This window comes from Corynebacterium gottingense, assembly GCF_002285125.1.
Lineage (GTDB): Bacteria > Actinomycetota > Actinomycetes > Mycobacteriales > Mycobacteriaceae > Corynebacterium > Corynebacterium gottingense.
Genome location: NZ_NSGN01000011.1, coordinates 36,646 through 51,835, shown reverse-complemented (window position 1 = coordinate 51,835; position 15,190 = coordinate 36,646). Strand labels below are relative to the sequence as shown.

Below are 15,190 nucleotides of genomic sequence, written 5' to 3'. Positions count from 1 at the left end.
AAAGTCGCATGAAAATTAACGCGAACAGTTGACAATCCGTTGTGTTTATACAACACTCTGAGTCATGTCCCCAAAGAAAAGACCTGCGGATCCGATCTTCAACCGTATCCGCGTGCTGCGCACCGAACGGGACATGTCGCGCGGGCAACTCGCGGAAGCGGTTGAAGTCAATCCACAAACCATCGGAGCGCTCGAACGCGGCGACCACTACCCCAGCCTCGACCTCGCTTTCAAAATCTGCGACGTCTTCGGGCTGCCGGTGGAAGCCGTGTTCTCCCGTACCGAGTTCACGCCAATGTCAACCGAGATCTACCGCACACCCTAAAACCCCGAAAGGACTCCCCATGGCGCCGAAAGATGTTCACGCGATCGTCGTGAAGCGAAAGAGGCTCACCCTGGCCACCGACGTCGGAATCGCAATAGTGCTGCTCGCTGCGGTCCTCCAATTTTTCAACCCCACCGTGTCCACTGCGCTGTGGCTCGGTGGGGGTGCGCTCGCCGCGGTCGGAATCTTGCTGCTTCGCAAGTCCATCGGCGGGGCCGACATGCCGCGCGCCGAGCTCGACGAGTACGAGACCCAGCGGCACATCGAGGCTCGCGACGAGGGACTAAGCTGGTCCATCTTCTCCTCAACCGCCATGTTTGTCCTGGCAGGATTCCTGGCGCTCGCGACGCGCTTCGGATTCGAACCGTCAAGCCTGGACGTGGCGCTGTTCTTTGCCAAACTGCTCTTCTGCCAGATGCTCTGGATCCCGTTCGTGGTGGCGCGCTCGCTGGCGGGCAAGATCAACCGCGACGCGCTCATCGCCGGCGAGTAGCTACTGCGCGGCGGCCTTGGTGAACTCGATCGCCTTCGCCGCGCTCCCGAGCGCGACGCCACCGGCAACCTGGTACACGGCCGGGGCGGACTGCAGCACCGACTTCAGCGCCGCGGCGTTGTTCATCGTCGCGGAATCGCACATGACGCGGGTCTCCGAAAGGCCGCTGACGTGCAGCGCGCCGGCGTCGTCGATGGTGTACAGGCCGTTGCCGGAGTTGCAGCCGTCGCTGTAGGTGAGCGTGCCGTCGGCGCGCAGCTCCACGGTCATCGCCTGGCTCTGCTTCGCCTCGAGCAGCCCGGTCACCGCGCGCTGCGCCTGCGACTTGGGCAACGGCTGCGCGTCGGCGGGCAGGGTGGTCACGACGGACGACTGCGACGCGCGCTGCTCCGCCGCCTTCCCGCTCGCGCCGCCAAGCACGGTGGCGTTGAGCTCGCCAAGCCGGTCGGTATCGACGTAGTCAGACACGTTCAGGCTTGCGACGCTCGGCACAGACGACAGGTCCTGCGCACCCGCCGTACCGACGCCGCTGAGCGCCAGCGCGCCGATCGCCGCCGCGGCAGCCGTCTTGGTGGTCAATTTCCGTACGATCTGGTTAGCCATGCGGACCAACGTACCGGCGCCCCGGCGCGATCTCCCTTGAAACGAACACGTCTTATGAAAGCGTTACGGTCCTGCCAACGCGCACCAAGGTCGAGTGTGGGGTGGTCTTTGCTACGCTTGAGGGACTTTTACGCTACGTCGATAAGGAGCCCCCATGCCGTTCCGTTTCCGCCGCTCCAAGAAGTTCGGGCCGTTCCGGTTCACGATGTCCGGATCCGGCCTCTCCGCGTCCGTCGGCTCGGGCCCGTTCCGCTACACGTTCAACTCCAACGGCGGCCGCACGCGCACGATGCGCACCGGGATCCCCGGCCTGCGCTACGAGGAGCGCGACACCCCGAACCAGGTGCGCAGGAAGAAGCGCGCGAAGCAGCAGCGCAAGCAGGTTGGCAAGGAGCAGGCTAGCTTCGACGAGATTTCGCAGCAGTACCGCTAGCCACCAGCCACCAAATCGCGGCGGTGGCGAGCACGGTCGCGCCTATCGACGCCACCGCATCCCCCACCGTCGCCTCAGCCAAGCCCGCAACGGGCACGTGGAAGGGATCCGGTAGGATCGCGAGCGTGTTCGCCACGGCGTGCACTGCCAACGACGCCTCTAGCCCGCCCGTTGCCCACGTGAGGAACGCGCCGCAGAGCGCGAACGTCGCGACGCTGAGCTGGCCTCGCCAGCCGTAGTCGTGGACGGAGACGAACATCAACGCGGGGACGAGGTAGGCCACCCACGGCGAGCGGGTCCACTGCCCTACTGCCTGCACCAGCGAGCCGCGAAACACCAGCTCTTCCGACAGCGCCTGCAGCGGGATGAGCGCGACGAGGATGCACAACGCACCGAAGTTCTCTGCGGTGAACGCACCGTCCGCGGGTTCGCTCCGCCACAGCGTGTACCCTAGCTCCGCACCGAACGCGACGAGCGCCGGCACCAGCGCGATGCCAAAGATGCGCCACCGGAAACGGCGCTCCACCGACCACAGCGCGGCCGGGCGCCGGCCCCGCAACCACGCGGCGATGAACGCCGCGGGGATCGTCGCGGACTCTATTGACCCCGCCGCGAGCGCGAGCCAAGGCGTGTCCACGAACTCGAACTCGCCCATCGCTTTGACCGACGGGTTGAAGAACTGATCCGCCGCGCTGAAGAGCGCCAGCATCGCGGCGAAGATGCCGAAGAAGAGTATGAGGACGACGACGAACTCGAGAAGCGGACGCCACCAGGCAACGCGCGGGGCCCCGTCGCGGCCGAGCATATGATAGGAACCCATAACTTCATGATACGCCGCTGGGGTGGGGTAGCGTGGCGTCGTGAAGCAATAGGGATTACCATAAGCCCGTGACTGACAAATTTCGCCAACTCCCGCCCCCGGGCCCCGCGTGGGGCGGCAGCCTCATGGGCACCTCAATCGTCGCGCGCCTGCTCGTCGAGGAGGACCTCCTCTTCCTCGCCGGCGTCTTCGCCGCCATCGCGTGCGTGATCCTGGTCGTGCTCACCGTAGGCTTTGCGCGCTACCGCCAGCCCAGCTTCGAGCGCACCACGATGGCCGAGTGGTCGATGTACTTTATCGGCATCCTCGCGCTCGGCGCCGCGCTGTCCGGGCTCACCGGCGACGGCGTGTACAGGCTCATCGGCTTCTGGATCGGCGGCCCAGTCACCGTCATCACCTGGGCGATCCAGCTCACGCGATTCGACGGCCAGCCCCGGTTCACCTGGGGCCTGCCGCTGGTCGGACCGATGATTTCCGCGTCCGTCTCCGGCTGGCTCGCGCACGACTACGGCCCGCTCTACCACGTGATGGGCACCGCCCTGTTTGTCATGTCGCTGCTTACCGCGGTGCCGACGTTCGCCCGCGTCTACTGGGCCGCCTGGCACGGCCGCGTCGACTTCGAGGGCGCGAAGTCCGCCACCGCGTGGGTGCCGCTCGGCGTGGTCGGGCAATCCACAACCGCGATGCAGATCCTCTTCCCCGGCCCGGTCTCCATCTACTACGGCCTGGTCGCGCTGATCATCGCGATCCCGCTCGCGATCTACGCCATGATCACCTTCTACCCCAACGCCGCGCGCTGGGTGCCGTACTCGCCGGCATGGTGGTCGTGCACCTTCCCGCCGGGCACCGTCAGCATGGGCGGACACCAGATGGCGATGGTCAGCGGGTCGCAGTGGCTGGACGCGATCGCACTGAGCATCCCGGTGCTGCTCGTCGCGCACTGGGCGCTGTGCTCGAGCCGGTTCGTCAGTTGGGTGGCGGAGGGGCGCACCAGCTAGGCGCGCACCGCGAGCACCGCGTAGGTGTAATCCAGCAGCGGGGTGGGCACGCCCGCAGCGGCGGCCTGCCGGCGGATCGCGCCGACCTGCGCGTCGAGTTCGCTCGGCAGTCCGTCCGCAATGTCGCGCTGCATCGAGCTCGTCGCGCCCGCGTATTGCTGGTCCGCAAACGCGAGGGTTTGCGAGACCGCGTCCGCCGCCAGCCGCACGCCAAGCCCGCGGGCTGCGGCCTCGACTTCTTTCATGAGGGCGCGGAGTTGGGGGCGCAAAGCGTCGCGAAGCACGCCCATCGGCACGCCGGCCACCGCGCCGAGCGCGCCCGTGGTGGTGACAAACATGGCTTTTGACCACACGTCCGTAAGCACGTCGCCCGGCGCGTACAGCTCGCCGCCGATCCCTGCCTCATCCAGCGCCGCGCGGAACGTCCGGGCAGTTTCGCTTATCGACGCCCCCGCCACCGGCCCAAAGCTCAACGCCAAAGGCCCGGGATTGAGCACGATCTCTGCCGGCCCGACGCGCGTGGCGTAGCAGCGCGCCACCCCGGCGAGGACCCGGTCGGCGCCGAAAATGCGCGCGGCGGTGTCGTGGATTTCGACCGAGTTCTGCGTCGTGACGATAGGCACGCCGCCGAGCTGCCGCGCGTCCGCGAGGTCCGCGAACGTCGGGTTATCCGGCACCGCCTTCGTGGCGACAACCACGATGTCCGCCCCGCCCATCAGGTCCGCGGCCTCCCCGGCGTGCTCCGCCGCGTGGACCCGGACGGCGCGCGCCGGCTCGTCGCCGCGGCTGAGCAGCACGCCGCGCTGCCTGAGCGCCGCGAGCGTCTTCCCGCGCGCGACAAACGACACCTCGTGACCAGCCTCTGCGAGCACGCCGCCGAAGTACCCGCCGATCGCGCCCGCACCAATGCACACCACCTTCATGGTGCACAGTCTATCCGCGCGCACGCCGCCGCGTGCGCCTTTACTCCGGTGGCGACGGTCCCGCGTAGGTGGGCTCACCGGCCGGCGCGCCCTGGGCCGGCCCGCCGATCACGGCGCCGGTATCGGCGTAGGCCCGGCCGGTGAAGCGCGGCGCGGCGTACTTCGGACCGACCCACGCGATGCGCCCGTTGATGCGGGTCATGCGGCCGCGCTTCGGGTCGCCGTTGACGGCATTGTGGTGCGGGCACAGCCAGCACATGTTCGCCGGGGTGGTCTCTCCCCCGTGCGCGTACTCGGTGAGGTGGTGGGCCTGGCACTTGGAAATCGGCGCGTTGCAGTCGGGCCAGCAGCACGTCGGCGAGTCCACCTCCAACGCGAGCCGCTGCACCCGGGACGCGAGGCGCATGCGGTGGGTGTTGATCGGGCCAAGGTGCTCCGCGGCGAGCGTGATGTAGCCGTCCGGCAGGATCCGGCGCTGGAGCAACTGGCTAGTGGTCATGCGCACCCCGGTGTTGGTGACCACGACCGGCTCGGTGTCGTCCCTGTCGTCGGTGCCTGCGAGTACGTGGTCGATGTCCTTGTCGGTGACAATGGCGTGCACCGCCACCGGCGCCTGGACGATGCGCCGGTTGTTGACAATCCAGTCGATCGCATCGATGGGCTTGCCCCGCTCGTCGGGCGTTTCGAACGTGGTGACCACGTCCTGCAGTCGGTTGGTAGGGCCGGTGAGCCGGATGATGAACTTGTCGTTTTTCATGTCGCGCTGGATCCGCACCCCGTCCTCGGGCACGCGCGGCGCGATGAAGTCCTTGCGCAGCCGGGCGGCCTTCTTTGCGATGGTGGCGGTGTCCCCCTGCGCGGCGCACAGCTCGGCGGTGTATTCCCAACGCTTGGTCGGGTTGCTGATGCGGCGAGCGGTGCGCTCGATCAGCTCCAGCGTTTCAATGCAGTGACTATTGGCTTCCGCCGCGGAGCGTGCCTCGGCCTGGTAGCGCGAGTGGCTGGTCGGCCGAAAGAACCGCTGTGCGAGCCGAACCAGCGTGTCCGCGTAGTCCTCGGCCGCGCCCATCCCCACCAGCGCGGGCGCGTCCAACCCGGCCTCGTCGACGAGCCGGAGCGTGGCAATACCCCCAGCGCGGAAGGCCAAAAAGGCCCGTAGTTGTTCCTCCCCCATAGGCCCACAACCTAGCCCACCCCCACGCACCCCGCAACCGCAAGGTTGAGATCCACCGCGATCCCGCCGACGCGCCCGCGGGACGTGAACTGCCACACCTGCGGTGCCGGGAACCCGAGCGGCCGCGGCCACGGCCCGAGGCGCGCGGGGTCGGTCACCGAGTTGTCGCCCCACTGCGCCAACCACAGCGCGCCGAACTCCGCCGGGTTGGCCAAGAGCATGTGGCGTCGCCAGTAGCGGGCCGTGGTGTAGACGCCGGCGACGGGCACTCCGGCGGTGCGGAAGGCGGTGGCGGCGGCGCGGACGTCGGCAAGCGAAAGCCCCGCGGGTGACTCCACGTCGAGCCACATCGGCAGCCGCCTCCCACCCAACACGTCGAGGGCGGCGCCGACCTGCTCGGCGACGGTCGTGCCCTCCGACGGGCTGCGCAGGTAGTGGTATGTGGACAGGGAGCAGTGGGACGAGTGGGCGTCGAGAAGCAATTGCTCGAAGCACGGGTCCTGGTAGGTGCCGTCGGTGGTGCGCAGGACCGCGAAGTCGAAGCCGGCGAATTCGAGGCCGGCCTGGTATTCGGAGCAGTCGACGCCGAGCCTCACCGCTTGGACAGCCCCATCCGCGGCGTGAACGACGCGGGGTGGCGGCGCTGGGCGGCCGCGTCCGCGATGGCCAGGCGCCACTTCGGGTCCGTGACGGGCATGCGCGAAATGGGGAACCAGCCGACCTCGGTCGACTCGTCGTCGCCTACCACCGGCTCCGCGGCGGGGTCGGCCGGCTCGAGGCGCAGCTGCACGGACATGTAGCTGGCCTGGTCGCCGTTGGCGTGCACGAGAGGGCCGACGGACCCCGCGCCAAGGATCGCGGCGGGCGTAGCCTCGATGCCGGTCTCCTCGCGCACCTCGCGCACCGCCGCGTCGTGCGGCTGCTCCCCCGGCTCTGCGATCCCGGTCACCGGGGTCCACTCGCCGTTGTCGGCGCGCCGCACCAGCAGCACATCGGGCACGGCCCAGGCGGACTGGTCGGCGGAATCGCGCAGCACGATCGCGGCGACCGACGGCAGCCAGAGCGGGTCGTTGCCGATCTTCTCGCGGATCTGCACGATAAATTCCGGGATTGGCACGGCGTGTCCTTTCGTTCGTCGTTCGCGTGCCCACGAGTCTACGTCGGCTAGGATGAGCTGCGATGCACACCCTGAAGCGCCTCCCCAAAGCCGTATTTGTCACCGTCTACGGCGCGGTGCTGATCGCGCTCGTGGTCATGATCGCGGCGCTGACCAGCTACCAGACCAACGCGCGCACCACGCAGACGACGCCGGCGCCGCCGGTTACCGCCTGGAACCCCGCGCCTGCCGACGCCCCCAACGTCGCCGCCAGCGTCCGCCCCAATGTCATCGCCGACGCGCAGGTAGGCGCCACGAAAACCGGCGTGATGCTGCGCGGTGACCTCACCCCCACCGCCATGGTGAGTGCGGAGACCGCCGGCCACATCTCGCGCCTGCTCGAGCAGAACTGCCTGGACACGCTCACCCTCAAGACACCCGACAACATGCGCTTCGAGCTGCTGGGCTTTTGCTTCACGACGCTCCCGCCACAGACCATCGCCGACCTCCTCCACTTCGGCGACGAGCACGGCGCCAACTCGGTCACGGTGACCAACAACCTGGAGCGCCAGGGTGGCGGCCAACTCGCGCAGCTGTACTGGCTCGACGCGACGCACGAGCAGGTGGAGGCGCTGCAGCCCGCATGGGAGGAGTTCGGCCTGCGCCCGTACCTGGACCGCGCGACCTTCGAGGCGTTCACGGAGGACGAGCTCACCATCATGGAGGCGAATCCCTCACGGCCGCACACCTACAAGCACGAACCGACCGGCGCGGCGCTGCGCGAGAAGTGGGGCATGCCGGAGCCTGGCCAATCCTGGTAGCTTTGCAGCGCAGCGCTACCAGCGCTGCGTCTCCCACTGCGCGTCCGGCACGACCTGGTCGATCACGGTCATCATCTGCTCGACGTTTGAGTAGGACATGAGCTTCGGGTTCTCCATCCCCTCCCAGCAGTCCTCGCCGCTGCGGCCGGCCTCCGTGCCGGAGACGATGCCGATGATTACGGCGCGGCCGTTGACGTGGGTGAACACCGGGCCGCCAGAGTCACCGGCGGCGGCGCAGACTGCGGCGATGTCGCCGAAGGTTTCGCGGTCCTCGTCGTCACCCGCGTTCACGATCTGCACCCGCTGCGTGTCTTCGAACTCGCCGCAGGTGTAGCCGGTCGTGGCGCCGGTTTTGCAGACGTGGCCCACCGGCGGGACTTCGTCGGCGATGCCGGTGGGGATTGGGTCGCCAATCACGTCCATGTAGCGGTCCGGGTCGGTGATCTTGATGATGCCGACGTCGATGCCGTCGGAGGCGCTGGCGTCGTGAGCAAACAGCCCCGAGTAGACGAACTGGCCGACTTCGTGCGCGTAGTCGAAGGCGCGCGAGGCGTTCGTGGGCCACACGAGGTCGCCGGCGTGGCCGCAGTGCCCCGCGGTGACGGCGTAGTGCTGGCCCGCCGCGTCGCTGAAGCTGAACGCGACGGTGCACGACTGCGCCGTGAAGCTCTCGCCGGGCTGCGGCTGGTGGTCTGTCGTCTGGATGCGCGTACCGGGCGCCCACAGCGCGAACGCTGGCACGCGGACCAGGTTGGCCTGGCCGTCAGACTCGGCGGCCTCCGTCTCCAGCGGGGTCTGCACCGCCTCGCGCGCCTGGCGCTCCTCGACGGAGCCGGTGGGCAGCTGCGAGGTGGTCAAGCCGAGCCACACCACGGAGGCGACGAACAGGGCGACCGCGACGATGCAGACCACCCAGCTCACGGTGCGTGACGTGCTGCTGCTCGGGGCGGGTGCGGCGCGGTGCTGCGGCGCGGGCTCCGGGAACGTCCAGCGCTCGCCGTAGGTCGGCTGGTACTTCCTGGCGTGGTTGCCGGTCGATGAATCGTTTGGGTGGGTCACGCTACTCGGCGTCCGAGTGCTCCTCCTCGTCATTTTCCGAGTCAGTGTCGCCGGATGCCTGGATCTTCAGGTCGCGGATGAACTTCTCCGGGTCGAACTCGGTGAAGTAGTCGGGGCCGGCGAACTGTTCCTGTGCCATGGTGTGCTCCTTTTCGTGCTGGGGCTTACTGCCCGAGGATATCGACGATAAACTGCTTGACGCGCTCGGCGTCATTGGGCAGGTCCGTGACGTGGCGGTCGGCGGCCAAGATGGAGGCGAAGCGCTCCGGCACCTCCGGCTCGCGGCCAGTTGCCTCGACGATCGTGTCGGCGAACTTGACCGGCAGCGCGGTCTCCAGGACCACGATGCGGGTGTCGGTCTCGCCGGCAAGGCCGCGTGCGACGTGGATGCCGTCGGCGGTGTGCGGGTCCACCATCACGCCGTGCTCCTCCCACGTCTGCTTGATCGTGGCGACTCGGTCGGCGTGGGTGGACGAGCCCGAGACGAAGCCGAAGTCGTTCCGGATGCGGTCCAGGACCTCCTGGCCGCCCAGATCGTCCAGGTCGAAGCCGCCCTCCTTCACTTTGGTACCGAAGAGGCGCTTGGTGGCGGAGGCGTCGCGCTGGAGGGCGTCGAAAAGCATGCGCTCGAAGTTGGATGCCTTCGAGATGTCCATGGACGGCGACGAGGTGGCCTGGGTTTCCGCCGAGGAACGCGGGCGGTAGTTGCCGGTGCGGAAGAACTCGTCGAGCACGTCGTTTTCGTTCGTGGCCACGATGAGGCGGTCGATGGGCAGGCCCATGCGCTTAACGACGTAGCCCGCGCACACGTCACCAAAGTTGCCGGTCGGTACAGCGAACGAGAGTTTTTCGTCGTTCGACTCGGTCACGCGCAGGTAGGTCGAGATGTAGTAGACGGTCTGCGCAAGCAGGCGCGCCCAGTTGATGGAGTTCACCGCGCCGATGGAGTACTTGGCCTTGAAGGCGGCGTCGGCGTTGACCTCCTTGACCACGTCCTGGCAATCGTCGAAGACGCCGTCGAGGGCGATGTTGTGGATGTTCGGGTCGTCCAGCCCGAACATCTGCGCCTGCTGGAACGGGGTCATGCGGCCAGCTGGGGTGAGCATGAAGACGCGGATGTTGTAGCGGCCGCGCATCGCGTACTCGGCGGACGAGCCGGTGTCGCCCGAGGTCGCGCCCAGGACGGCGAGCGCCTCGCCGCGGCGGGTCAGCTCGTACTCGAACAGCTCGCCGAGCAGCTGCATCGCCATGTCCTTGAACGCGGCGGTGGGGCCCTCGGACAGGTGGGCGATGGAGAGCGTTTCATCCAGCTCCGTGACCGGGACGATGTCCGGGTGCGCGAACTTGGAAGTGCTGTAGGCCTTGGCGGTGAGTTCCTCGATCACCGCTGGCGGGATGTCGTCCACGAACAGCTTCACAACCTCGGCCGCAAGGGCTGCGTACCCCTCGGCGGCGAGGAGGTCACGCCAGGCGTCGAGAAGCGAGGGCTCCAGGCGCGGATACGTGGCCGGCATGAACAGGCCGCCGTCGGCGCTCAATCCCCCGAGCAGGATGTCGGTGAACTTGTGCGGTGAGGCGGTCGTATCGCGAGTTGAAATGTAATCCACGGGCGTCGAGTTTACGGGACCGGGTTGGAATTCGTAGATATTCTTGCGGCGCAACGGACTGTGCAACGCGCACCAGCTGCCTCAAAGGTAATCCCAATTAAACATAACGGGCGTTAGGGTACTACCATTCATTGCCATGGCAAACAATCATCCACGCGAACAACTGACAACCAAAGCCCTCATCGTGTGGTTCGGCGCAGTCGCTGTGTATGCCGTAGCCATCCTCGGCCGCACCTCCTTCGGTGTGGCAAGCGTGGAAGCTATCGACAGATTCAACGTCGACGCATCACGAATCGCAGTCTTTACCGCAGTCCAGGTCGGCGTCTACGCCTTCGCGCAGATCCCCACCGGGCTGCTCATCGACAGGCTCGGCCCCCGCTTCATGCTCGTCGCCGGCGCCATCATCATGGCCGTGGGGCAGATCGTCCTCGGCCTGACCACGTCGTACGGCGTGGCGATTGTCGCCCGCGTCCTCATCGGCGCCGGCGACGCCACCGCGTTCCTGTCCGGCATGCGCATCCTGCCCTACTGGTTCCCGCCGCGGAAGACCCCGCTGTTCACCCAGCTCACCGCGGCGCTCGGCCAGCTCGGCCAGTTCCTCTCCGCGGTCCCCTTCCTCGCCCTGCTCACCGCCAAGGGCTGGACCGTCTCCTTCGTCTCCCTCGGCGCGCTCGGCCTACTTGTCGCGCTCCTCGCCGCGATCGCAGTCGCCGACACCCCGGAGTGGGCCGAGATGACGCCCGGCCAGCGCCGCGAGATCAAGCAGCAGCGCCAGGACGATCGCACCCCGATGAAGGAGGTGCTCGGCGTGGTCCTGCGCTCCCCCATCGCCTGGGAGGCATTCTTCATCCACGGCTGGGTCATCTTCTGGATGTTCAGCTTCTGCCTCCTGTGGGGCCTGCCGCTCATGACGCTCGGCATGGGCCTTACCGAAAGCCAGGCCGGCACCGTGCTCATCCTGTTCACGGTGGTCAACATCGCCTCGGCGCCGTTCGTCGGCGCGGTCTCCGCCCGCATGGGCTCGAGCCGCGACCTCGGCGCCCTCATCCTCGGCGGCGTCACCCCGCTGGCGTGGATCATCTTCTTCCTGCCCAGCGAGCCGCGCAGCTACGCGGCCATCCTCACCATGGCCATCATCATGGGCCTGTGCGTGCCCACCTCGAACTTCGGTTTCGACGCCGTGCGCGAAAACCTGCCCACCAACATGGTCGCCACCGGCACCGGCCTGGGCAACATGGGCGGGTTCGTCGCGACCATGATCGGCGCGCAGACCGTCGGCGTGCTGCTCGACCACTCCTCGCACGGGCAGACCTACCAGTGGCACGACTTCCAGCTCGCCTGGATCGCCTTCTACGTCACGGCCGCGGTGTTGCTCATCGGCCTGCTCGTGTCGCGCCGCAAGGCGCAGCGCCTTACCGCGACACCGCGCGTCAAGATCGTCAACGAGGCGCCCGCCGAGCGGCAGAAGCTGCAGCAGGCGTAGCCCCTACCGCCGGGGCGGCTCCTGGCGCCCGGTCAGGATGTCAACGACGGAGCGGATGGCGGCGTCGCCAAGCTGCGGCAGCTGCCCGCCCGTCGCCGGTGCGTGCTCGCGCGCGGCGCTGCGCTCGGTCCGCGCATCGGGCTCGATCTCGAGCGACAGCGTCGTATCTTCAAGGTGCAGCGCGGCACGCTTATCGACGCCCGCCACACGCGCCCCCTCCACCAGCGCCACCAGGTCGGCGTAGGTCGCATCGGTCAGATCAATGGAAAAGTGAACAGCCATGCCCCCACTCTACGGGCGCGAGCGGGATACGGCGCTAATCAAACTCGCGGGTGGGCTTTTCTCCCCAGAACACCTCTTCAATCACCTGGTGAGCCCGGCGGGTAATGCGCAGGTAGTCCTCCAAGAACTGCTGCTGGTCGTCCGGGTCGTAGCCGGCGGAGCCCGCTACCTGCGCCAGGTGCGGCCCCGGCGCGGGCAGCTGGTCGGTGCGCTTGCCCGCGACCAGCACGAGCGCGCTGCGGGCGCGCGTGGCCGTGAGCCAGGCGGTCCGGAGGATCTCCGCCTTCGACGCGGCCAGCACCTCCGGGTCGTCTAACTCCGCGAGGAAGTCCAGCGCGTCCAGGGTGGACGTGGTGTGGAGCCCCTGGTGCTCGTGGGCGTGCATCATGGTGAGGAGCTGGACGGTCCACTCGACGTCGGCAAGCGCCCCGCGCCCCAGCTTGGTGTGGGTGGCGCGGTCGGCGCCGCGCGGGAGGCGCTCGTTGTCCACGCGGGCTTTGATGCGGCGGATCTCGCGGATGTCGGCCCTGCTCGCCCCGCCCTTGGGGTAGCGGAACTGGTCAATCATGCGCAGGAATTGCTCGCCGAGCGGCGCGTGGCCGGCCACTCCGGTGGCGCGCAGCAGCGCCTGCTTTTCCCATACCTCGCCCCACTCGCGGTAGTAGCGCTCGTAGGAGGCGATCGTGCGCGCGACGGCGCCGGAGCGTCCCTCGGGCCGCAGCCCCAGGTCCACCTCAAGCGGCGGGTCGCCGGACGGCTTGGCCAGGCGCTTGCGCATCTGGTCCACAATGCGTGCCGCCCACGCGGTGGCGTCGGACTCCGAGGTCTCCCCCACGGGCTCAGCAACCACCATGACGTCGGCGTCGGAGCCGTAGCCAAGCTCCGCGCCGCCGAGGCGGCCCATGCCGATGAAAGCGATGCGCGCCGGCTGCTCGGCCAACTCCTGGTCCTGCAGGTCGGCGTAGATTTCAGATTCCAGCGCCGCCTGCAGCACCGCCTCCCACACGATGGTCAGCTCGGTGCACACCTGGCGCACCTCCATCAGGCCCAGCAGGTCCGCAGACGCGATGCGTGCCAGCTCCGCGCGGCGCAGGGAGCGCGCCACCGCGACGGCCTTGTCGGGGTTGCCGCGGTGCCGGTTGGCGGAGTTGATGATCGCCTTGTACACCTGGTCCGGCGCGGGCTCGAGCAGGCGCGGCCCGCTGGAGCCGTCGCCGAGGAGCTTGACCACGTCGGGGGCGGAGATGATGAGGTCGGAGGTGTACGGCGAGTTGCCCAGGATGTGCATGAGGCGCATGCCGACGACGCTTTCGTCGCGAAGCATGCGCAGAAACCAGCTGCGATCCAGCGCGGCGTCCGACAGTTTGCGGTAGTTGAGCAGGCCCGCGCCCGGGTCGGCGGTGCCGGCGAGCCAGTGCATGAGCGTGGGCAGGAGGATCGCCTGCAGCTTCGCCTTGCGCGAGGTGCCCTTGACCAGCGCGTTGAGGTGGTCGTAGGCGCGGGCGGGGTGGCGGTAGCCCAGCGCGGCCAGCTGCGCCTTGACCGCGTCGGCGGAGAAGGTCGCCTCGCCGATGGACAGGTCCACGACGGCCTCCAGCAGCGGGCGGTAGAAGAGGCGCTCATGCAGGTTGGACACCACCTGGCGCAGCTGCGACAGCGCCCGCTGCATCTCCTCGACCGCGGTGCGGCGCGCGGTGGCCTGGAACCCGGCGGCGCGGGCGAGCCAGCGCAGCCGCTTCTCGTCGTCCGCGTCGGGCAGCTGGTGGGTCCGCTTGAAGCGCTGCAGCTGCAGGCGGTGCTCCAGGAGTCGGAGGAACTCATAGGCGCGGATGAGTTTGCTCGTGTCTTCGCGGCCGACGTAGCCGCCGTCGCGAAGCGATTCGAGCGCCGCGACCGTGTTGGGGTTGCGCAGGTCGGCGTCGATGCGCCCGTGCACAAGCTGCAGCAGCTGCACGGCGAACTCCACGTCGCGCAGGCCTCCCTCCCCCAGCTTCAGCTCGCGCTGCCGCAGCGACTCGGGCACGTTGGCCAGCACGCGCCGCCGCATCGCCTGCACATCCTCCACGAAGGATTCGCGCTGGGAGGCCTCCCACACGAGCGGAGCAAGCGTATCGACGTAGCACTGCCCCAACTCCAGCGACCCCGTCAGCGGCCGCGCCTTGAGCAGGGCCTGGAACTCCCACGTCTCGGCCCACCGCTTGTAGTACGCCACGTGGCTGTCCAGGGTGCGCACCAGCGCGCCGGCCTTGCCCTCGGGGCGCAGGTTGCCGTCCACCTCGAAGAAGCAGGCGGTGCCCAGCTGCATGAACTCGCTGGCGGTGCGGGTCGCCTTGGCGGTGGCGTCGTCGGCGACGAAGATGACGTCCACGTCGGAGATGTAGTTCAGCTCGCGGGCGCCGCACTTGCCCATGGCGACGACGGCGAGCCGCGTGTCCGGTTCCTCGTCGCCGTAGACGTGGCGGACGGCGACGGCGAGGGCGGCGGTCAGCGCGGCGTCGGCAAGCGCGGTCAGCGTCTCGGTGGTGCGGGTGTAGCCGAGCGGTTCCGTCCCGCCGTGGCCTTTCACCGGGGCGAACGTGCCCGCCAGGTCCGCGGCAGCGACCCGCATCATGAGCGTGCGGTACGCGTCGCGCAGCGCCTCCTTCGCGGCGTGCTTGTCGTCGAAGCGCGCGCCGGCGCGGTACGTCGCCTCCGCGATCGGCGCGGCGTCCACGGCGGCGAGCATCGCCTCACGCATCTCCTCGGCGGTGGGCAACTCGCCCGCCAGCGCGCGCCACTGCCCCGGGTTGGCCACGAGGTGGTCCGCCAGCGCCGTCGAGCCGCCGAGCAGCGCGAAGAAGCGCGTGCAAAACGCCGGATCGGCCGCCAGCTGGTCGCGCACCTCGGCCCACTCGCCCGGCGCGTGCTCCTGCAGCGCCCCGGCGAAACGGTGCGTGTTGTTCAGGGCCAGGTCGGGGTCACCGGTACCGGCGAGGGTCCAGAGCGAGGGGGCGTCGACAAGCGAAAGCTCCTCGATGTCCTCCGCGGCGCGCGGCGAGACGAGGCCGAGTTTTGCTGGGGTGGGAAGCGCCAT

17 protein-coding genes are annotated in these 15,190 nt (G+C 68.5%); 6 read left to right on the top strand and 11 right to left on the bottom strand.

Features of this window, described 5'->3' with window-relative positions; genetic code table 11:
- Positions 1–64 precede the first annotated feature (64 nt).
- Both CKJ82_RS10415 and CKJ82_RS10410 read left to right on the top strand, forming a co-directional pair.
- Positions 65–325, top strand: a complete 261-nt coding sequence (locus CKJ82_RS10415; RefSeq protein ID WP_095538085.1) for a helix-turn-helix transcriptional regulator — start codon at positions 65–67, stop codon at positions 323–325.
- A gap of 19 nt (positions 326–344) precedes the next feature.
- Positions 345–818 (top strand): hypothetical protein, encoded by a 474-nt coding sequence (locus tag CKJ82_RS10410; protein ID WP_095538084.1) that lies wholly within the window; start codon positions 345–347, stop codon positions 816–818.
- Here the strand turns inward: CKJ82_RS10410 and CKJ82_RS10405 are convergent, their stop codons facing one another.
- Positions 819–1,421, bottom strand: coding sequence for an META domain-containing protein (locus CKJ82_RS10405; RefSeq protein WP_095538083.1), 603 nt, complete (start codon positions 1,419–1,421; stop codon positions 819–821).
- 154 nt (positions 1,422–1,575) lie between these two features.
- Between CKJ82_RS10405 and CKJ82_RS10400 the strand changes: the two genes are divergently transcribed.
- Positions 1,576–1,854: a DUF4236 domain-containing protein gene (locus CKJ82_RS10400; RefSeq protein WP_095538082.1), complete on the top strand. Its 279-nt coding sequence runs from the start codon at positions 1,576–1,578 to the stop codon at positions 1,852–1,854.
- On the opposite strand, the gene CKJ82_RS10395 is transcribed toward CKJ82_RS10400, so the two are convergent.
- Entirely contained in the window at positions 1,820–2,674 is an 855-nt protein-coding gene (locus CKJ82_RS10395; protein ID WP_095538081.1) for a CPBP family intramembrane glutamic endopeptidase, read from the bottom strand. The genes CKJ82_RS10400 and CKJ82_RS10395 overlap by 35 nt on opposite strands.
- Before the next feature lie 68 nt (positions 2,675–2,742).
- Here CKJ82_RS10395 and CKJ82_RS10390 point away from each other — a divergent pair, with 68 nt between their 5' ends.
- Positions 2,743–3,672, top strand: a complete 930-nt coding sequence (locus tag CKJ82_RS10390) for a TDT family transporter (RefSeq protein WP_095538080.1) — start codon at positions 2,743–2,745, stop codon at positions 3,670–3,672.
- Here the strand turns inward: CKJ82_RS10390 and CKJ82_RS10385 are convergent.
- Genes CKJ82_RS10385 through CKJ82_RS10370 form a run of 4 tightly spaced genes read right to left on the bottom strand, consistent with a single transcriptional unit; the run spans position 3,669 to position 6,886 of the window.
- Positions 3,669–4,595: a 2-dehydropantoate 2-reductase gene (locus tag CKJ82_RS10385; RefSeq protein WP_095538079.1), complete on the bottom strand. Its 927-nt coding sequence runs from the start codon at positions 4,593–4,595 to the stop codon at positions 3,669–3,671. The two genes, CKJ82_RS10390 and CKJ82_RS10385, sit on opposite strands and share 4 nt — an antisense overlap.
- A gap of 40 nt (positions 4,596–4,635) precedes the next feature.
- Positions 4,636–5,769 carry an HNH endonuclease signature motif containing protein gene (locus CKJ82_RS10380; RefSeq protein ID WP_133064071.1) on the bottom strand — a complete coding sequence of 378 codons (1,134 nt, stop codon included), beginning with the start codon at positions 5,767–5,769 and terminating at the stop codon, positions 4,636–4,638.
- 11 nt (positions 5,770–5,780) lie between these two features.
- Positions 5,781–6,365, bottom strand: a complete 585-nt coding sequence (locus tag CKJ82_RS10375) for a GH25 family lysozyme (protein WP_095538077.1) — start codon at positions 6,363–6,365, stop codon at positions 5,781–5,783.
- The gene (locus CKJ82_RS10370) at positions 6,362–6,886 is read right to left on the bottom strand and encodes an NUDIX hydrolase (RefSeq protein WP_095538076.1); all 525 of its coding nucleotides are present in this window, start codon (positions 6,884–6,886) and stop codon (positions 6,362–6,364) included. Before CKJ82_RS10370 ends, CKJ82_RS10375 begins: the two co-directional genes overlap by 4 nt.
- 62 nt (positions 6,887–6,948) lie before the next feature.
- Here CKJ82_RS10370 and CKJ82_RS10365 point away from each other — a divergent pair, with 62 nt between their 5' ends.
- Positions 6,949–7,686: a hypothetical protein gene (locus tag CKJ82_RS10365; protein ID WP_095538075.1), complete on the top strand. Its 738-nt coding sequence runs from the start codon at positions 6,949–6,951 to the stop codon at positions 7,684–7,686.
- A gap of 15 nt (positions 7,687–7,701) precedes the next feature.
- On the opposite strand, the gene CKJ82_RS10360 is transcribed toward CKJ82_RS10365, so the two are convergent.
- The 3 genes from CKJ82_RS10360 to thrC are packed head-to-tail and all read right to left on the bottom strand — an operon-like array spanning position 7,702 to position 10,352.
- On the bottom strand, positions 7,702–8,745 hold the full coding sequence (locus CKJ82_RS10360; protein WP_240510760.1) for a S1 family peptidase: 1,044 nt from the start codon (positions 8,743–8,745) through the stop codon (positions 7,702–7,704).
- Between the two features lies 1 nt (position 8,746).
- Positions 8,747–8,884, bottom strand: a complete 138-nt coding sequence (locus CKJ82_RS11870) for a hypothetical protein (protein WP_165765430.1) — start codon at positions 8,882–8,884, stop codon at positions 8,747–8,749.
- Between the two features lie 25 nt (positions 8,885–8,909).
- Positions 8,910–10,352, bottom strand: a complete 1,443-nt coding sequence (gene thrC, locus CKJ82_RS10355; protein ID WP_095538073.1) for a threonine synthase — start codon at positions 10,350–10,352, stop codon at positions 8,910–8,912.
- 136 nt (positions 10,353–10,488) lie between these two features.
- Between thrC and CKJ82_RS10350 the strand changes: the two genes are divergently transcribed.
- Entirely contained in the window at positions 10,489–11,835 is a 1,347-nt protein-coding gene (locus tag CKJ82_RS10350) for an MFS transporter (RefSeq protein ID WP_095538072.1), read from the top strand.
- A gap of 3 nt (positions 11,836–11,838) precedes the next feature.
- On the opposite strand, the gene CKJ82_RS10345 is transcribed toward CKJ82_RS10350, so the two are convergent.
- Both CKJ82_RS10345 and CKJ82_RS10340 read right to left on the bottom strand, forming a co-directional pair.
- Complete coding sequence (locus CKJ82_RS10345; RefSeq protein WP_095538071.1) at positions 11,839–12,117, bottom strand: Cgl2226 family protein; 279 nt, start codon at positions 12,115–12,117, stop codon at positions 11,839–11,841.
- Positions 12,118–12,151: 34 nt separating this feature from the next.
- Positions 12,152–15,190 carry a bifunctional [glutamine synthetase] adenylyltransferase/[glutamine synthetase]-adenylyl-L-tyrosine phosphorylase gene (locus CKJ82_RS10340; protein WP_095538070.1) on the bottom strand — a complete coding sequence of 1,013 codons (3,039 nt, stop codon included), beginning with the start codon at positions 15,188–15,190 and terminating at the stop codon, positions 12,152–12,154.